Here is an 18673-nt window from a genome sequence, read left to right on the forward strand (position 1 = left end):
TACCTTAAACTTTTATAGATATAAAATTCATCTATTTAAAATATGAAACCGTCAAACTTATAAAGTCTCAAATCATTCAAGACAATCATTAATTGAAATAATTAATACATTTCAAATTAATGTTTTACTTACCTCACACAACAGATTAGGGTTTATAAACTTAAACATGTTGTACTTTTCTCCACTCTGATTTTATCTGGGTGGAGATTTTTTTAGCCTTATCCATTAAAAAAATGCATGCTACAAAGTATTTAAGGATAATGGAAGAGGTGTAATAACTAAACATTTACATGAGTAATGCAGCGACTTATGGTAGAGTTTTGGTCGTTTGCCTGATATTATTTCTCGTAGAATTTTCTATCAGTAACTTTGCACTAAGAACTAAAAACAAGACCTCAGTCTTTCAACACATAACCGATAACACAATTGGCTTGGCTAATTATATTAATTGCTAAGCTTTCAACTACAAACAAGATGATTATGGATTGCATCATCATAGAAGACCAGCCACCAGCTCAAAGAATTCTCAAGAGATTTTCTGAAGACATTGGTACCTTAAACCTAAAAGGCACCTTTTCTGATGCCATACAGGCAATGACATTTCTTAGAAACAACAAAATTGATCTTATCTTTTTAGATATACATCTCCCAAAACTATCGGGCATAGATTTTCTAAAAACAATACAGAATCCCCCTCATGTTATTTTAACCACCGCATTTGCCGAATATGCACTGGAAAGTTATGAGTTCAATGTAGTTGACTATCTCTTAAAACCCTTTTCGTTTGAGCGTTTTGTAAAGGCTATTTCAAGAGTGCCCGCAGAAAAGCAAGAAACTAAAGATACAACTGGGCAAAATAAAAGCTCGCTATTCTCAGATGTAATATTTTTAAAATCTGGTTACGAGCATTTTAAAATCACCATTGATGATATTATTTATATACAATCTGATGCAGATTACACAGAAGTATTTTTAAAGAATAAGAAATATTTGTCTACAGAAACTTTACAACACTGGATTGAGTTACTAAATCCAAATCAATTCATAAGAGTGCATAAGTCTTTTATTATAAATGCGACAAAAATCCAGAAAATAGTCGCCAGCAAAGTATACCTAACCGATGGAAAAGAAATTCCGATAGGTCGCACTTACAAAGATGGTTTTATTAAAAGGTTTATCAGATAAGGAATAATTGCGGGAAGAAATATGCTAATAAAATCATACTTAGAAGAAATTGATTTAACCCTTTTTGAATTAGACATTGACCAAACATCTAAAAAGGGAAGTTTTGAGATTGAGCAAGTTAACTACAACAAAGGGGACAATTTAATAACATCTCAGGTTGAATATGCACCCAATGTATGTATCATTCAAACTACCCTAAAGAGTAAAACTGATTTAACAGATCATTTTCTAATTGAGGGTGAGCATATCCTAATTTCTCAAATTTCTAAAGGGAAACCATATATTTTAAAACAGGGAAAAAAGATAGACCCAACTTCAGGAAGTATTAACTTGGGTTATGGTAAAAATTTTAAAGAGCAAATATATAATCTATCTAATCAGCATACCGCTTATAGTATAATTATATTCCCAAGAGCTTATGTTTTATCATTGGCAAAAAAGGAAAAATGGAGTTTCGAAATAGTAAAAAAGCTATTGCAAATAATTGAAGATGCCCAAAGAGAACCTTTTGCCACTTTTTATTTTCCGGTACAAAATATTCTAAACCAGATAATTGAGTCTAAATGGACAAAAAATGAAAGGATGGAATATATCGAGCTAAAATTGAAAGAACTTTTTCTAGTACTGAATTATCATATTTCTCAAAAAAATCACTTGCTAAAGGGCATCAATCCTATTTTTATTGATAAAGTTAGAAAAGTACGTGAATATATTGAACGTAATTTCCATGAAACTCCAACAATTAAAGAACTGGCAAAACATGTATTTTTAAACGAATTGCAACTTAAGCAAAGCTTTAAAAAAGTTTATGGAACAACCATTAGGGCTTATATCATCGAATTAAAGATGAAAAAAGCCCTAGAGTTAATTAATGATTACAAGATTAATGAAATCGCCGAGATGCTCGGGTATCAAAGTGCTCCTCATTTTATAACCATTTTCAAACAGTATTATGGTTGCTCTCCATCTAAAATGACAAAGAATTAATTGAACATTTTATCTTGATTTTATTGGTCTGATGTTTCCTTTTGATTGGCAGTGTTCCAGCGTTTTCTTAAGAAATGAGCTGCCATTTTAGGTTTGCGATCTTGGGTAAAAACTCCTTTTAAGTTCATACCTCCTACTCGCATTAAACCTTGACCCGTTTTAAAATCTGCAAAATTCCACACATGCATACCAGTTACATAGTCTTTCGTGTCAGCTATGTCCATAAACATTTTAATTAGTTTTCGCTGGTATTCTTCTGAGTAAATTTCATCTTCCGAAGCATGCATACCTGCAATGGCATCTGCGCCAAATTCGGTCATCATAATAGGCTTTTTTAATGTGTTGTGTAATTTATCCATTTCACCACCCAAATAAGCTTTTGCAGTAGTTAGGTCACCTACATTGGTATACCAACCCCAATAGCGATTAATACAAATTACGTCTGATAAACTCAACCAATCTGCTGGCCCACCCATTACGCCAACAAAAACGGCTAATCTAGAAGTATCTTTTTCTTTAACTTGTTCGATCAAACTTGCTAAAAACTCTTTACCAACAGCATCACTTTCGTATTCTTTTGCCATTCCGTTAAAACCGCCTTTGCCTAAACTCTCTGGAAATGGCTCATTGGCCACACACCACATTATTACACTCGGATGGTTTTTATCTCTAGAAATTAACTCATCGATATATTGTTGGCATATTGCCTTTCTCTTAGCTACACTGGTAGAATCGTCATAAAAGAATAAGCCTACAGCAGGAGTTTCATCGATTATTAGGAAACCTTCCCTATCTGCCATATTATAAAATTCTTCGTCATATGGATAGTGTGAGGTACGAAAAGAATTGGCTCCAGTCCACTTCATCAATGCAAAATCTTTTACCATTACTGGCTGAGTCGTTCCACGACCATAAATCGGAAAATCTTCATGCTTACCGAATCCTTTTAGATAGATAGGCTCTCCATTAAGCAAAATATCTTTTTCTGTTACGGCAATTGTTCTTACACCAGTTTGTAATTGATAGCGGTCTACAGGCTTATTTTTAGACCCTAAAACAACTGTTACATCATATAAAAATGGATCGTCTGTAGACCACAGTTTTACATTGGGGATCTCTACGGTTACTTTTCCTTCATTACCCGAAAAAGTAATGGGAACTTCAATCTCTTTTCCATCTCCACTTACAGTTACATAAGCACTATTGGTTCTACCTGCTTTTTCAACAAGTATGTCTACTTTTCCAGTAGTAGCATTAAAGTCTGTTTTAACTGTTACATCTTTAATTGATGATGCTGCTGGTACAGAATACAACCAAACTGCTCGATTCAAACCTGTATAGGGAAAGAAATCGAAACTTGCTTTAGGATAACTGCTAAAAGGGCTGCCTGCTACATTACCTGTTGCTACACGATCTGGTTTTAATATATTTTCAATCTGAATAGAAATTCGATTGCTAGTACCCCATTTTACCATCGAACTAATATCAAAAGCAAATGGAATATGACCACCCTCATGCATACCTAGTGGTGTGCCATTAATCCAAATTTTAGCAGCATAGTTGGCAGAACCCACACGAATAAAAATCTGCTCTCCTTTCCAACCATTTGGTATAAATGTTTCTGTTTCGTACCAAGCTAAATCCAGATAATTGTGTGTGTCATTAAACTGATCGTTCCAACTGCTGGGCACAGCAATAGAGCGAAAATCTGTTAAGCCGTTAAACAATTTTTTTTCTTCACCAACACCTAAAGAATCTTTCTTAAACTTCCATATACCTGACAAGTTTAATGTGTTCCGAAAATCATTTTGTTGAGGAAACAATGCAATGTCTTTTGGGTTTGCCAGTGTAAATTCTTGAGCAAAAGAACTTGCTGCAAAACTGAGAAGGATAATTAAATTTATTATACTTTTAGTCATTTGATAAGGCTTTAGTTTTCAATTCATATTTACTGCCTAAACTTAGCTTATCTGGCTTTAGAAAGCGTTCCGATTATAAAGCCCACTGAATATGAACACATTTAAACCTTAAAAGTGCTTGTTTACTTTGTTATCACATTCCTTTTTCAAGCTTTTGGCTAACTGACTTTTTATATTCACTCGGAGTCATTTCTGTATGTTTTTTAAAGAAATTATTAAAAGCAGTTTTAGAATTGAAGCCACATTCGTAGGCAATCCCCACAAATGTAAAAGATTGATATTGGGCAGAACTAATCATTTCCTTTGCATGCTCAACTCTGTATTCATTCACGAATGTGAAAAAATTTTTTTGCAACTCTTCATTCAACACCTGAGTAATATGGTGTTTAGGTATTTTAGTTTGCAAAGCTAATTTGGCAACAGTTAACTCATTGTCTTTCCAAGCTTCTGTTTCTTCCATAAAATCAATTAACTTTTTAAGATGCTCATTTGCTTGCTCATCTTTTAATCCAGATTTCTGGTATTTACCCGTTGCGGTCTCTTCTGTTTCCTTAATTAAAGGTTTTTGCTGATAACCCCAAATACTCACCATATATACATACACCAATAGCGAAACATCTCTGGTTAAATCGATATATTGGGTAACAATCTTATAATTGTTTAAAATACTAATTACAACAATAATGTTGTACACAATGAGAAATGAAATTACTAAAACGTGCAGCCAAATTAGGTTGATGGAAGCTGATTTATAAGAGTAAATCTCTTTGATTTTGCTGCGAAACTGCTTTACATTTTTGAGCGCTAAAATTCCATAAAACCATAAAAAGAATAAGTAACAATAGCCCAAAATATCCCTTAGCCATAATTGCTTATTGTATTGAACTAGGTTAGATAAAAAATCAGACTTTCCACCAAAACCATAAATTATTAAAGCTAGTACTAACAAAATAGTTGACGTAAAATGCAGTAGATCAGATAGTTTAAATTGTTCTATCTCTTTTGTAAGGTACTTGGAGTACAAGTACAAAGATGCCGGATATACAAAAGAAATACTTAAAGAAAATATCCAAGTGTCGTTTTGGATGTGCAATTGATATTGAATAATGTTTAGCAAAAACATGCATGTGACTGCTAATAAAAGCACGCAAAGTAATCCATCAGCAATTTTAAAAGGCCGCTTTAGTAAGAAGATTAGTATTGTAAATAATGCCTGTGCAAAACCGATGTATATTATTGGTACTTCCATTTTCAATAATATCGATTTTTGGGAATTTTAACTACCAGACAGCCAATCCAAAAATGTACTTGCCTTTTCTTTGCTTACAGTCACACTATCGTTAAGAGGCACTTTTAAATTAACCCAAAGCTTTCTACCCAAGCGATTAGAAACATCTACAATAGCTTCGCGATTTACCAAGCTTTGCCTGTTGGTCCTAAAGAAATATTTACTAGTTAACTTCTCCAGCTCTTCTAAACTTTTACTTGGGAAGTAAATTTTCTTATCGAATGTGATGAGGTGAACTATCTGATTTTCCAGATAAAAAGCAGCAATATCTTGTAGTTTTATAGGCAGGATTTTTTCTTTATAATGAACAAGAATCGTTGAAGGCGGCTCAGTTTCGCGGTTTTCTAGCAATTGTATTACCTTGTTAAATTGAGGCGTAATTGGTGATTGCTTTTGCTGTGTAATTCTGAAATACTTATCGAGTGCAGCACCTACAGTTGAGAGGGTAAATGGTTTGAGCAGATAGTCGATACCATTGGCATTAAAAGCCGATAGAGCATATTCATCATAAGCAGTACAAAAAATCACAGGCACTTGTAAACCAGTAGATTTAAATACTTCGAAGCTTAATCCATCACCCAATTCAATATCACTAAAAATTAAATCCGGTTCTTTTTCTTGCTCAAAATACCTAATGGCTTCTTTTACCGAACTTAATATTGCTGGTATTTCTATTTGTTCGTCATACTCTTTTATAGTAGATGCTAAATCGTTGGCGGTTAACTTTTCATCTTCAATAATTACTATTTTCATTTTCTAACAATTTTATCTTTACGGTAAATGTATTTTCATCTTGAGAGATTTCAATTTCATCTCCCGAGATAAGTCTGTAACGCTCAGAAAGATTGTATAATCCCTGACTTGTAGAAGACTCTTTATTCTTTTTAGACTGAAGATTGTTAGTAACTTCAATATAATCTCCTACAAGTTTTACAGTAATTTGTAAGGGAGACTCTTCTGTAAGGATGTTGTGTTTAATGGCATTTTCTATTAAAACCTGAATAGAAAAATAAGGTAAAAACTTTTTATGCTTTACTTCTTCTGGTAAATCGAAATCAAAAATTAATGCTTCACCAAAACGTATTTGCTGCATTTTTATATAATCTGCGCAAAGCAGAAGCTCTTTGCTTAATCTCACTGTTTTTGAATCTCTATCTGAAATGGAAGCACGTAAAAAATTAGCCAAATGTACTAGATATTCTTCTCCCTGATTGATGTCTTGTTTGTACAATGTTTTTATGGTACTTAACACATTAAACAAAAAGTGAGGATGTATTTGTTGTTTTAACATTTGGTTGGCCGTTTCACTTACAATGGACTTTAGCTGTAGATTTTCTATTTCTGAATACATTTTAGCATGTCGCATATAAACATATCTGAAAAAGAATATGATAAGCATATTCATTAACCAGCTAGATAAACACAAGATGACAAAAACTCGGAATTTGGTAAACCAAATGAAAGGATCGACGCCAGCTAATGGTGAAAAAACAACCCAAGAAAAGTAGTAAGTTGGAGGACTTATTAATAATGATAAAAGGAACCTATTTCTTAACTTTTTAGACTGTGTAATTTCTTCTAATAACTCATCATCAAATACATAGATATTTACTATGCCGATTAGCAAAAGTGTAAAACCTCCCATGCTTGCAAATACTATCGCATGGTAAAAGTCCATTTCTGAAATCGAAAGCGATATAAGTGATATTAAGGTGATAACCACCGCCAGTAGAATATTAATCTTTAATAAAATTCCTTTTGGTGGTTTGTTTCCCATAGTTCTAATTTATCTGTTGAAATAGGTTGTAAATATACAACTAAACTAGTTAGCTAAACCCTTCCAAAATGGCAAAAAAGAAATACCTACTTGTGCATAAGGAACTAATCCTATTTTATTTTTCAAAAATGCACCTATGGTTTTACCCTGCTCTGTTACTTTTGATGAGGCATAATAATTTGTACCTCCTTTTACTGTAAAAACCATTTTCTTTGTAAACAGATACTCAAACTCTAATCCTGATCTTATTTCTAATGTGGAATAAATAACCTTGGCAGGAATATATGTCAAATCTGTATCTATCCTAAACATAGACATTGCTCCTCCTAAGCTGTTTGAAAATGTCAGTACAGATTTTTCACTTAATTCTCTTCTTAAAGAAACTCCAGTTATACCTAGAGAAAGTTCTGTATGTGGATTTAACATTGCATCGTAATTAAAAAAAGGAATAATAGGAAAAGGAGAAGTCGGATCAACTGTTAAAACAAGACCGACAGCAAAAGAAGATTTTTGTGTCTTTCTAAGAGTAAGTAATGAAATTCCACCAAAAAGTATCTGATTTTGTCCGGTTTCTGGATCTACTATACTTGAAACATTGGCAATGTAAATTATCGGTTTTTTAAACAAAGAATCGATTCGTGAAAATTGTAAAGAACTTGATAAAACTGTTTTCTCCAAATCCATCTCTGTAACCTCAATGTCTGTCTGCAAGTTTTTTACATCTTCTAATGAGATACTTTGATGATTTGCACTAAAGGAACTACTAATACTATTTCTCCCAAAGTTTAATAGAGGCATTTTGAAATTAGCAAAATATCTTACTGTTTTCAATCTCGCATCAAAAAAAGGAATATCTTTCAATTCTGAATTTATATCTCCTGCACCAAAATAATCTGTAACAAATGTAAACTGACGCATTTCGGGGTTCTTAAAAGCCAACTTATCTATGTAAGCGGCTTTTATAGAATCCATCATATGTTTTTTGTATGCTTCCTGAGATTGCTGTGCAAAACTTTTTACAACAATACATTGCAATACTATTAGAAGAGCAATCTTATTAGTCATGAAAATTAATTTATATGGTTTGAGTATTCATCGAAGTGTTTGAGTCTTTTTGAAATCTGTTTTTAACAGACTCAATTATTTGATACATAGCTGGTACAACAAATAATGTAAATATCATTGAGCTAGTTAAACCACCTATAATTACCCAAGCCATACCATTTTTTGTCTCTGCACCAGGGCCGCTGGCAATAGCAATGGGGAGCATACCCAATATCATGGCAAGGGTAGTCATCAAAATAGGTCTTAGACGCTCTTTGCCCGCTTCGATTAATGCATCCCTCACTGATTTGCCCTCGGCTTTTAGCTGGTTGGTAAAATCGACAATTAATATTGCATTTTTAGATACCAGTCCCAATAGCATAATCATACCGATAATCGAAAAAATATTGAGTGTTTCCATGGTTAATGCCAAAGCCAACAAAGCACCTATTAATGCTACTGGTATTGAAAATAATACTACAAAGGGATAAACCATACTCTCATACAGTGCTACCATAATAAGATAAACAAGGATGATAGCCGAAATCAAAGCTAAGCCCAAACTACCGAAAGCATCACCTTGATTTTTGGCATCACCCAAGTATTCTATAGAAATAGCAGACGGTAAATCTGCTGCTTCAATCTTCTCTTGAATTTCTGCGTTTACAGAACCCACTGGACGGCCAATTACATTACATTGTACATTGATAGATCCAATTCTGTCTGTTCTTTGCAAAACACTTTCGCCCATTACTATTTTTACTTCTGCAAACTGACTCAAAAGAAATGTCTGTCCTTCGCTATTTGTGAAAGAAAGGTTTCTTACATCATCAATATTTGAGCGGTAATAAGGGTCTAAACTAATGTTGATGTCGTATTCATTTCCATTGTCTTTAAGCTTACTCTGGTCGTTTCCACTAAAAGCATTTTGAATTACACCACCCACTTGGCTGGCATCTAAGCCAAGTAAAGTCATTTTATCTCTATCTAGATTTACAGTAATCTCTTGTTTCTGATTTTTTACTGATAATTCTACAAATTTGGTTCCTGGTACTGAAGCTACAATTTCCTTTATCTGATTTGCTGCTATTCGAACCTTTTTTAAATCTAAACCAAGCACTGCTAGTTGTACAGGATAACGAGTACCAGAACTAGCAATCGAAACTGCCGAAGATGTTACTTTGGCTCCTGGTAATAGGCCTGTAAGTTTACGTTGTATTTCAAGACCAAATTCTTGTACTGAATTTTTTCTTTCACTTTTATCAACCAATGAAATCGTAAGTTGAGCCATGTTACTCGTATTGCTAGCTCCTTGCACACTACCACTAACAAAACCCACACTAGAAAATACTCTTATCACTTCTGGTTGTTCTAGAATAAACTTTTCTGCTTGTTGAGTAAGCAAATTGGTTTGATATATAGAAGCGGTAGGGTCTAATTCTAGGTTGATGTTGATTTCTCCCTGATCGGTTTCTGGTGTAAATGCAGCACCAATAAAACCAAAACCTACAAGCATAAATGAAGCAATTATGAGCAAGAATACACCAGAAAGTAACCATCTCTTTTTATTCAGCATGAGCGCTAACAACTTTCCGTAATCCTCTTTAATGGTATTGATAAAGCTTTCAAAAGCCAAGATGATTCTACCCCACAAAGTGTCTTTGGTAAGGTGTTCCAACTTACCAAATCTACTGGCAAGCATTGGAGTTATGGTAAAGGAAACAAACAAACTCATAAGCGTAGAAAAAACTACTACTAAAGAAAACTCCTTTAATAGTTGTCCTATAGTACCTCCACTAATTGCTAATGGTAAAAACACCACAACATCAACAAGGGTAATTGCCAGAGCTGTAAATCCAATTTCGTTTCTACCTTCTAAAGCCGCTTTTCTTCTTTCCGAACCCATCTCCATATGGCGGTAGATGTTTTCGAGTACTACAATAGAATCATCTACTAGAATACCTACAACCAGTGACAATGCCATTAGGGTCATCATGTTCAGAGAGAAACCAAAAAAGTACATGGCGATAAAGGTCGGAATCATAGAACATGGTAAAGCTACCATTACAAACATAGAGCTTCTTAAACTATGCAAAAACGCCAACATCACTATACCAACAATAATTACTGCTAGTCCCAAATCTTCCATTACAGCATGTGCCGAAGCTAGTGTATAAGTACTTTGATCACTTGATACAACAAAGTCTAGTTCTGCATCTGTGTATTCTTTTTCAAGTGCTTCAAATTTTCCTTTTACTAAATCACTTACATTTACCGCATTGGCATCACTTTGTTTGATTACCTGCACCCCGATAGAAGGTATTCCATTAATATGGTTAATTGCTGTAGCATCTGCTGTTGCATCAATCACTTCTGCCACATCTTCCAAATAAACAGTACTGAATCTATTGTTAGAAACAATAAGTCTTTTAATCTGATCTGCCGAAGTTACATTGGCATCGAATCTAATGGAAACAGTATTAGTTCTGGTTTCTACATTACCTGCTGGAAATGAGCGGTTTGCTTTACTTATTGCTTGAGAAACCTGATCTATATTAAGATGATAACTTTTCAGTTTTTCAGGAGAGATGTTTACTTGTATCTGTCTTTCATCTCCACCAATTATATTGACCTGCCCCACCCCTTCTAAGTTTTGAAGAATAGGCTTAATTTCTTTATCTATTAAGTCGTATAAAGCTCTGGGAGATTTTGTAGATGTAACCCCGGCTCGAATTACCGGAGTTTCATCTAAATTCACTTTTGACACTAGTGGCCTATCTATATCATCAGGTAATTCGCTCGATGCTTGATCTGCTTTACGCTGTATATCGCGCTCTGCCTGATCTAAATCTGCATTGGTTTTTAGGTTTACTGTAATTTGTGAAACTCCTTCTTGAGAAGTTGAGTTTATCTGATCTACACCTTCTACCGAAGCAAAGGCATCTTCTAGTTTCTTTGTAACAGAGGTTTCTACCTCAGCAGCAGATGCACCGGGATAAATGGTTGTTACACTCACTACATTTACAGCTAGTTTAGGCAGTAAATTGTAATTCAGTTTGAAGTAACTCATTACTCCAAATAAGATAAGTGAGGTAAATATCACCACTATTAATAGTGGTCTTTTTATGGCAATTTCTGAAATAGACATAATAGGTTGATTAATTTGCTACTCGTACTTCTGTTCCGTCTTCCAAGTTAATCTGGCCAGTAGTTACTACCACATCGCCTTTTTTTAAGCCTTGTAGTACTTCTACTTGCCCTTTAATTTCTCGACCAGTCTTAATCTCTTTGAGCTCAACTTTTTGATCTTTGTTTACAACATATACAGTTGCTTTTTGCAAGCTTTCCATTAGAGCTTCGCGAGGTAAAGCCAAAATGCTGTCTTCCAATTTTTTAGAGAAATCTGCATATACGAAAGTGCCTGCTCTTAGTATGGTATTTCCTGTGTTCTCTAATCTTATTTCTGCTGCATAGTTATGGGCTGCATCAGCTTGTGGGCTTATAAAAGTAAGCTTGCCAGTAAACACTTTGTCTGGATAAACATTAGTAGTAATCTTCACTTTCTGTCCTTCTGTTACCTGATATGCTTCTGTTTCTGTAAGACTCACTTCTACTTTTACTATAGACAAGTTTACGATTGAAGTAAGCTCTGTTCCGGTATTGGCAAAACCGCCAGCTTCCAAAGATTTGCTAGATATAATTCCTGATATTGGTGCTTTTACTGAGGCATCTGCAATTTGCTCTTTTAACTGCTTGGCTTGGTTTACAGCTTCGTCGTAACTCTGTTGAAGCTCTCTTACTTTTTCTTTAGTGGCTGCTTTGCCTTCGTACAACTCCTGATAGATTTCAAGATCGTTTTTTAGTTTGGCAATTTGGGTTTCAACTTTGTCTAACTCCAACTGATTGGTTCGGCTATCTATTACTGCCAGTGTTTGGCCGTTTCTTACTTTATCGCCTAACTCAAAGTTGATTTGTTTAACTATACCACCAATAGGTAATAACACAGTACTCTCTTTAAATGGAGCTAAATTTCCTGTTTTTATGATACTTAAATTAACAGGTATCTCAGTAATGGTATCTGTTTTTACTGGAATTAATATTGGCTCAGTATCTTGTACATCACTCTTTTCATCAATTTTTTGTTTGTTGGCAAAGAGCTGTAAACCCATTAATCCAAGTAATACAATACAAATGATCCAGATTATATGTTTGCGTTTCATGTCTTAGGTTATTGCAAAGCGTTATAGAAATTTTTTAAAGTACCTTTCATTTTTTCAAGCTCGAATATTGCCTCGTAATAGGAAAAGAGTGAGTTAATGTAATTCGACTGCGATTCTTTTAATGAGCGTTGGGTTTCAAGCCAATCTGTAAGGTCTGTTACTCCTTTTTGATATTGCAGATCGGTAGCCTTAAAAACAGATTTAGACAAGTCTAGTGTTCTATGGTCATTGTCGATATTTGTTCTGGCTTTCACAAGTTCATTTCGAGCATTTTCATACTCAAGCGTATAACTTTCTGTATCCAGTTTCAGATTTTCCTGTGCATTAGCAAGCTCATACTTCGCCTGTTTTACTTTTGCACTTCTCTCAAATCCATCAAATAATGGAATACTGAGCTTTAAACCAATGGTTGCAAAATCTGTAATTGTAGAGAAAGATTCTGAAAGATCATCTCCAAAACCAACACCACCATATTTAGCATAAGCACTTAATGTAGGCAATGCTTGTGCTCTTATCCTTTTTTCATCTATCTGAAGCATAGATATATTTACATTGGACAATTTGTATTCGGTACGAGTTGATGGAGTAAATTCCGATTCGGTTTGTTGTATCGTGAGTTCAGCAACTATTGTGGAAAGTGAAGCTGTATCAATTTGAACTGCATCTGTAAGAGGCAATCCCATCTGGTTTTTAAGTTGATTCTCCGAATAGGTAAGTGTATTCTCAGCTACATTTAGTTGGGAGAGTGTATTGTAGTAATTAACCTGAATTTTGTTTTTATCAACCTCGGTTAATACACCTTTTTCTAGTTGAAGTTCGGCTACTTCTAACTGTTGCTTATAGGTTTCAATGTCTTCTTTTAAATAAGCATGTTGTTCTTGACTTACCAATACTTGATAGAATGCGGTAACAATGTTGTAAATAATAGCTTCATCGTTAAGCTCTTTGTTTAGCATAGCTTCTTGCTTGCTAAACTTGTTGAGTTTAAGCGATGTGATTAATGATTGATCGTAGATTTTTTGATCGAGCTGAGCTGAAACGTTCGTGCTAAACTGCTTGGTAAAAGCTATGCGTTGGTCTTCGTCTGAGCCAACTAAATCTCCAGGTATTACTGAGGTTTGTACTTTCAGGTTATCATCTAAAGTACCTGTTAGATTTACATGAGGTAAATAACCTGCTTTACTTTCTTGAATCTTCGCTTCTGCTGCCAGTATATTATTTTGGTAAACCTTATTACTGCGATGATTTTCTAATCCAAAATCAATGCACTCTTTTAAAGTCATGGGTTGATTTTGAGCCCGTATTCCCGAGAAAGCAAATAGTAGTAAACATGTAATTTGCGCTACCATCCATCTTTTTTTCATCATAATAAAAACTATTTGGATGAGGCAAAACTACAGGTAGCAACAGCCTGCTCAAAAGACTTCAGTTCTCAAACGGACAAAATATAAATTGAGCCGTCTAATATCAAAATGAAGCAACAACAACAACCTGCAGGCTACTAGAAAGCTTATTATTGCATTTCAACTTAATTAAAATATTGTCGCTTTATTTACACATTTGTCCGCTTCACTTATGTTCTTGTTTGTTATCAAACAGTAGTCAATCATTTTTGGCGGTAAGAAATAATAAGCAAAATATATCAAACAAAATTCTTTTCGACCACATGCAATTTAGATGGCCTCTTTTAACTAAATATTTAGCCATTCAGGCTGTTTTCTGGATGATTGCCGATTTATTTCTGGTATTTATCGTCCAACTATTTAACAATATATACAATGCTGCACATCAATTACCCGACAACAGCAATATTATTTTTAATATCTATTTAACTGTATTCTTTGGCTTAGTACAAGGCATAATTTTCGGTTTCGCAGATAAAATTATCAGCATCAGATTTATCAACACTTTACCATTAGGCTATACACTCTTATACAAAGGCGTATTAAATTTTCTTTCATCTGCACTTATATTATTTATAACCCGACAGTTCATATTTCCCACTTTTCCAGAGTTAATTTACAACCGGAGATTTGTGAATATAGATTTTGCTTGGTTACAAATTTTTAAGTTAGTGTTAACCTATAATTTCGCCATGGCATTGTTAATTTCATTTATCAATCAGGTAAATAGAAAGTTTGGTAGATCGATGATGCTATCTTTTATACTTGGCAAATACAGGGTACCAAAAGAAGAAAATCGAATCTTTATGTTTCTAGATTTAAAGTCTTCTACCACTATTGCCGAAAAGTTGGGGCATATAAAATACAGTGCTTTTATTAGAGATTTTTTTATGGATATCAATTTTGTGGTTTCTAAATACAATGTGCAAATCTACCAATATGTGGGCGATGAGATAGTATTAACATGGAATACAAAAGATGGCATAAAAAACAATGCTTGTATCAATTTCTTTTTTGATTGCGAAAATGAAATTGACAATAGAAGAAATTATTATACCGAGAGATATGGTATAATTCCCGTGTTTAAAGCAGGAGTACATGCCGGAAATGTTACTGCTGTAGAAATTGGTGATATTAAAAGAGATATAGCCTATCACGGTGATGTAATGAATACTACCGCTCGATTGCAGAGTATCTGTAATTCTTACTCAAAGAAAATCCTTATATCAGATAGTTTGTTACAACAATTAGATACGCAAAATTATATGTTCAATCATTTGGGTTCTGTCACATTAAAAGGAAAACAAAATCAGACAGAGGTAATTAGTGTAGAAGCAAAAAAATTAGGCTAAACAAAAATCTTGTCTAGCCAACTTCAATATTATTTATATGCTATTTGAGCAATTAGTTAATTTGTAGAATCGGTGTTTTTGTGATCTAAATCAGAAAAAGTTGAAAATTCATTATTATAAAAGAATAACACCTTTTGCTTGACATGTTTTAGGCGACCTGTAACAAGCCATTTTTGTGCATCATCTTTTGACTCAAAAAATAAAGTTTTTATATGCTGCAACTCAGATTGAGTCATCATCTGTTCAGCAGCTAATTTTTGAAGATAATCTTCGCTAAAGATGACGGCTAATTTTTCGGCTTGTTTATGTACTCTTTCGTTTAGCATATCACTTACCCATTTTTGTAATTCTGGTACTACTTCAAAAAATAAATGGGTCTCGTCTGCTAAAAGCAATTTAATCTTATACTCATTATGAAATCGGATATAAGTAAGAAACTCTGATTTGTATTGCTCAACACTCATATTCTTAGATTCAGGTAACCAAATTATTTCTAGTTGACTAAATGTTGGTTTGTAAATTAAAATCAGAAATGAGCTTTCGTAAATAGTTTGCATATTAAGCTTCAAATAAATGAATGATATTTCGACTGATTATAGAACCTATTCTAAAAGATTAAAATTAGATTCAATGTTAATTGATTTAAACTTATTAAATAGAAAAAGCCGATAATGAAATTTGATCTTTAAATAATCATAGAAGAACTTTTTAGCACCAAGTATATTTTACTTAATTAAGTCCAATTTTACTTCTTCGATATCGATTAACTTAAGATGCTTTCTTACAATACTTTCGTCTAGTGTTTCATCTCCAGCATTTTTCTCTAACAGCCATTGCCTTTGGTGATTTAATACATCAATATAGATTTTTTTATATCGCTCAGAAATTTTCAATTTATCTTCCGAAAAAGCTTTCTTTTCCCATTTGGTATAAAGTTTTAACAATTGAGGCTCTCGTTTCAACTCTTTATTATATTCACTCCTCAAGTACTCATAACCTCTTTTCATTACTTCCTGATGAATTTCTTTATCAATTTCATCTTCTGGTTTAACATAGTCCAAATCTTTTACATTGGTTTTTTTAATGATGAGTGGCAGCGTTAAACCTTGTACAATAAGTGTAAGCAAAATTACTATAAAGGTTATTAATAAAATTAAGTTCCTCTCCGGAAACATTAACCCATTATCTAGCATAACAGGAATTGACAAAGCCGATGCAAGCGAAACTACACCTCGCATACCAGCCCAACCAATGGTAATTGGCGCTTGCCAACCGGGGTTTCTAGGGTCTGCTACAGTTATAAAATTACGCGCAACCAAGGTAAAAGCCAATGCCGCATAAGAAGCCAACAACCTAATTACCACTAATACAATTGTGATAATTATGCCATAATCGATAGCATCTGAAAGCTCTGTTTTACCTAGTCCAGAAATAATTTGCGGTAGATCGAGGCCAATAAAAATAAATACAAAACCATTCAGTATAAAACTGAAACTCTCCCATACATTTATACTACGCAACCTTGAACTACTCCCCAGAAAAATATGCCTTTTACTAGAAAGGTACAATCCACCACTTACTACTGCCAACACACCAGAACTGTGTATTTCTTCTGCACTAATATACATAATGTGCGGTGTTACCAAACTTAGCATTACATCAATATTAGGATCGTTGAGAATGCGTTTGTGAATTTGCATAAAAACCCAACCGATAAGCAAACCGGTAGCAATACCTCCTACTAACATCCAGATAAAACTACCTAATGCATTGTACCAAACAAATTTGCCTGTATTTAATGCGGTTAAAGCAAATTGAAAAATAATAAGTGACGATGCATCATTTAACAGGCTTTCTCCCTCTAAAATTGACGCTGTTCTTCTAGGTACTTTTACAAATTTTAAAATAGCGCCAGCACTTACTGCATCTGGTGGAGAAACAATACCGCCCAGTAAAAAACCAAGCGCAAGGGTAAATCCCGGAATTAATGAATTGGTAACTAATGCAACTGTGAGCGCAGTTAAAAATACAACCAAAAATGCAAAACTACTTACGATTCTTCTCCATCGCCAAAGTTCTTTCCAAGACATCTGCCAAGCTGCTTCGTAAAGCAATGGTGGCAAAAATATGATAAATATAAGTTCTGGTTCTATATGTAATTTTGGAACACTGGGTATAAAACTGATCATTAACCCTGCAATTACCAGTAATACAGGGTAAGCTACTTTTAGCTTTCTAGCCAGTAAAATTAGTGCTATTATTATTACGGTAAGTGTCAGGTAAAATACAAAGCTTTCTAACATTCTATTTTCTAATCGCTACTTAATATGCTTCGGATAATATCTAGCAAAACCTAAAAGCACAAAGAATTGTTTATGTTGAAAATATTGAATTTACACATAATGCCTTCAAAATGGCCAATCTAATAGGCTTATACATTGTTTAATGAAAAATTGATAGATGCTGATGTCTCCCAAAACTTTTACTAAACTTTTAGTAAAAGATAAATTTAGAAGGTTTTATCACCAGTCCTGCCCGAATCATATAGGTTTTCACTTGGTAATCGACCAAGTTTTCGGCATAGCCTGTAAAACATTGAAGCATTAAAAACTGATTGCTTTTGCCAATTTTGTAGCTTAGATTGGTTTGTAAACTTCCTCTCCAATCGAGGCCTGTGCCCTTTCTACCAATGGCATCGAAAATCAATTTGTCTTTAATTATTTCCCAGTTTATACCTACTTCTCCTATTCCTATATAATCTAATAAATCAGCATTATCACCATATGAAAAAGGCAACCAAGCTGTTAAACTCAAAATTACTTTTGGTGAAAGAATTGCTGAATAATGTACCGATACTCTATTCCAACTTCGAGAGTAAATACTGTCTCTACCGTTAGATTCGTGCTGTAAAGAAATAGCGCCCGCTCCTGCTAATTTATCGCCATTAAAAAATAACCTACCTAAACCAACTCCCGGATTGTAATTATTCTCTGCAAAAGGCTTAGACTGCTGATAAATATCCCAAAAAGACTTTTGAGTGTAGGTAAGAAATAAATAAGTATCAAAAGGCAATTGAGTATCTGTAACCCGATGCCTAAAACTAATTTGAAATTTTACATCCGAATTATATTTAGTTGGATTGTGATTCATCGGGATGCCTGTAATAAAATAGTTATCCTTGTTAATTGTAAAATTGGGGCTATTATCCAATAATTGTAGTACTGAGTCTTTAGTTAAAATTTGGCTATAACTTTGGATACTCAAAACCAGAAAGGATATAAATAGAACCGCTCGTTTTATCGATCTGTAAGAATTTTGAGCTGGTTTGATTCTAAAAAAAATTGCTGATGCGCTGTAAATATTTGCTAGTAAAAACATAAAAAACTGGTAAAATTTATCTTCTTATAAATTTTACAATATTAAACTCAAATTGTTTAGCAGTCTTAAAAAAAAGAGGCAATGAAGCTAAAACTCCATTACCTCTAAGGTTAAGGTATG

General features: G+C 33.8%; 14 protein-coding genes. 3 read left to right on the forward strand and 11 right to left on the reverse strand.

Going from position 1 to position 18673, the window contains the following annotated elements; all coding sequences use genetic code 11:
* Positions 1 to 480: 480 nt before the first annotated feature.
* Together OQ292_RS27515 and OQ292_RS27520 are read left to right on the forward strand one after the other, a co-directional pair.
* Complete coding sequence (locus OQ292_RS27515) at positions 481 to 1185, forward strand: LytR/AlgR family response regulator transcription factor (RefSeq protein WP_284687500.1); 705 nt, start codon at positions 481 to 483, stop codon at positions 1183 to 1185.
* A gap of 21 nt (positions 1186 to 1206) precedes the next feature.
* Positions 1207 to 2172 (forward strand): helix-turn-helix transcriptional regulator, encoded by a 966-nt coding sequence (locus OQ292_RS27520; RefSeq protein ID WP_284687501.1) that lies wholly within the window; start codon positions 1207 to 1209, stop codon positions 2170 to 2172.
* Between the two features lie 20 nt (positions 2173 to 2192).
* Here OQ292_RS27520 and uidA read toward each other — a convergent pair whose 3' ends face one another.
* The 8 genes from uidA to OQ292_RS27560 all read right to left on the reverse strand — a co-directional run bounded on the left by uidA (position 2193) and on the right by OQ292_RS27560 (position 13787).
* Positions 2193 to 4091, reverse strand: a complete 1899-nt coding sequence (gene uidA, locus OQ292_RS27525; RefSeq protein WP_284687502.1) for a beta-glucuronidase — start codon at positions 4089 to 4091, stop codon at positions 2193 to 2195.
* Between the two features lie 133 nt (positions 4092 to 4224).
* Entirely contained in the window at positions 4225 to 5340 is a 1116-nt protein-coding gene (locus tag OQ292_RS27530) for a helix-turn-helix domain-containing protein (RefSeq protein ID WP_284687503.1), read from the reverse strand.
* A 27-nt stretch (positions 5341 to 5367) separates the two neighbouring features.
* Positions 5368 to 6132, reverse strand: a complete 765-nt coding sequence (locus tag OQ292_RS27535; protein ID WP_284687504.1) for a LytR/AlgR family response regulator transcription factor — start codon at positions 6130 to 6132, stop codon at positions 5368 to 5370.
* A complete protein-coding gene (locus OQ292_RS27540) occupies positions 6113 to 7156 on the reverse strand; it encodes a sensor histidine kinase (RefSeq protein ID WP_284687505.1) in 1044 nt (347 codons plus the stop codon). Before OQ292_RS27540 ends, OQ292_RS27535 begins: the two co-directional genes overlap by 20 nt.
* Before the next feature lie 45 nt (positions 7157 to 7201).
* Positions 7202 to 8221 carry a DUF6268 family outer membrane beta-barrel protein gene (locus OQ292_RS27545; protein WP_284687506.1) on the reverse strand — a complete coding sequence of 340 codons (1020 nt, stop codon included), beginning with the start codon at positions 8219 to 8221 and terminating at the stop codon, positions 7202 to 7204.
* 10 nt (positions 8222 to 8231) lie between these two features.
* Positions 8232 to 11348, reverse strand: a complete 3117-nt coding sequence (locus OQ292_RS27550) for an efflux RND transporter permease subunit (protein WP_284687507.1) — start codon at positions 11346 to 11348, stop codon at positions 8232 to 8234.
* Between the two features lie 10 nt (positions 11349 to 11358).
* Positions 11359 to 12420 (reverse strand): efflux RND transporter periplasmic adaptor subunit, encoded by a 1062-nt coding sequence (locus tag OQ292_RS27555; protein WP_284687508.1) that lies wholly within the window; start codon positions 12418 to 12420, stop codon positions 11359 to 11361.
* 8 nt (positions 12421 to 12428) lie between these two features.
* A complete protein-coding gene (locus tag OQ292_RS27560; RefSeq protein ID WP_284687509.1) occupies positions 12429 to 13787 on the reverse strand; it encodes a TolC family protein in 1359 nt (452 codons plus the stop codon).
* 299 nt (positions 13788 to 14086) lie between these two features.
* Here OQ292_RS27560 and OQ292_RS27565 point away from each other — a divergent pair, with 299 nt between their 5' ends.
* Positions 14087 to 15175, forward strand: coding sequence for an adenylate/guanylate cyclase domain-containing protein (locus tag OQ292_RS27565; RefSeq protein ID WP_284687510.1), 1089 nt, complete (start codon positions 14087 to 14089; stop codon positions 15173 to 15175).
* A gap of 56 nt (positions 15176 to 15231) precedes the next feature.
* Here the strand turns inward: OQ292_RS27565 and OQ292_RS27570 are convergent, their stop codons facing one another.
* From OQ292_RS27570 to OQ292_RS27580, 3 genes are all read right to left on the reverse strand, one after another.
* Positions 15232 to 15732: a hypothetical protein gene (locus OQ292_RS27570; protein ID WP_284687511.1), complete on the reverse strand. Its 501-nt coding sequence runs from the start codon at positions 15730 to 15732 to the stop codon at positions 15232 to 15234.
* A 168-nt stretch (positions 15733 to 15900) separates the two neighbouring features.
* Positions 15901 to 17478: a Na+/H+ antiporter gene (locus OQ292_RS27575; RefSeq protein ID WP_284687512.1), complete on the reverse strand. Its 1578-nt coding sequence runs from the start codon at positions 17476 to 17478 to the stop codon at positions 15901 to 15903.
* A 190-nt stretch (positions 17479 to 17668) separates the two neighbouring features.
* Positions 17669 to 18553, reverse strand: coding sequence for a phospholipase A (locus OQ292_RS27580; RefSeq protein WP_284687513.1), 885 nt, complete (start codon positions 18551 to 18553; stop codon positions 17669 to 17671).
* Positions 18554 to 18673: the final 120 nt, after the last annotated feature.

Origin of the sequence: Chondrinema litorale, from assembly GCF_026250525.1 — a bacterium.
GTDB lineage: Bacteria > Bacteroidota > Bacteroidia > Cytophagales > Flammeovirgaceae > Chondrinema > Chondrinema litorale.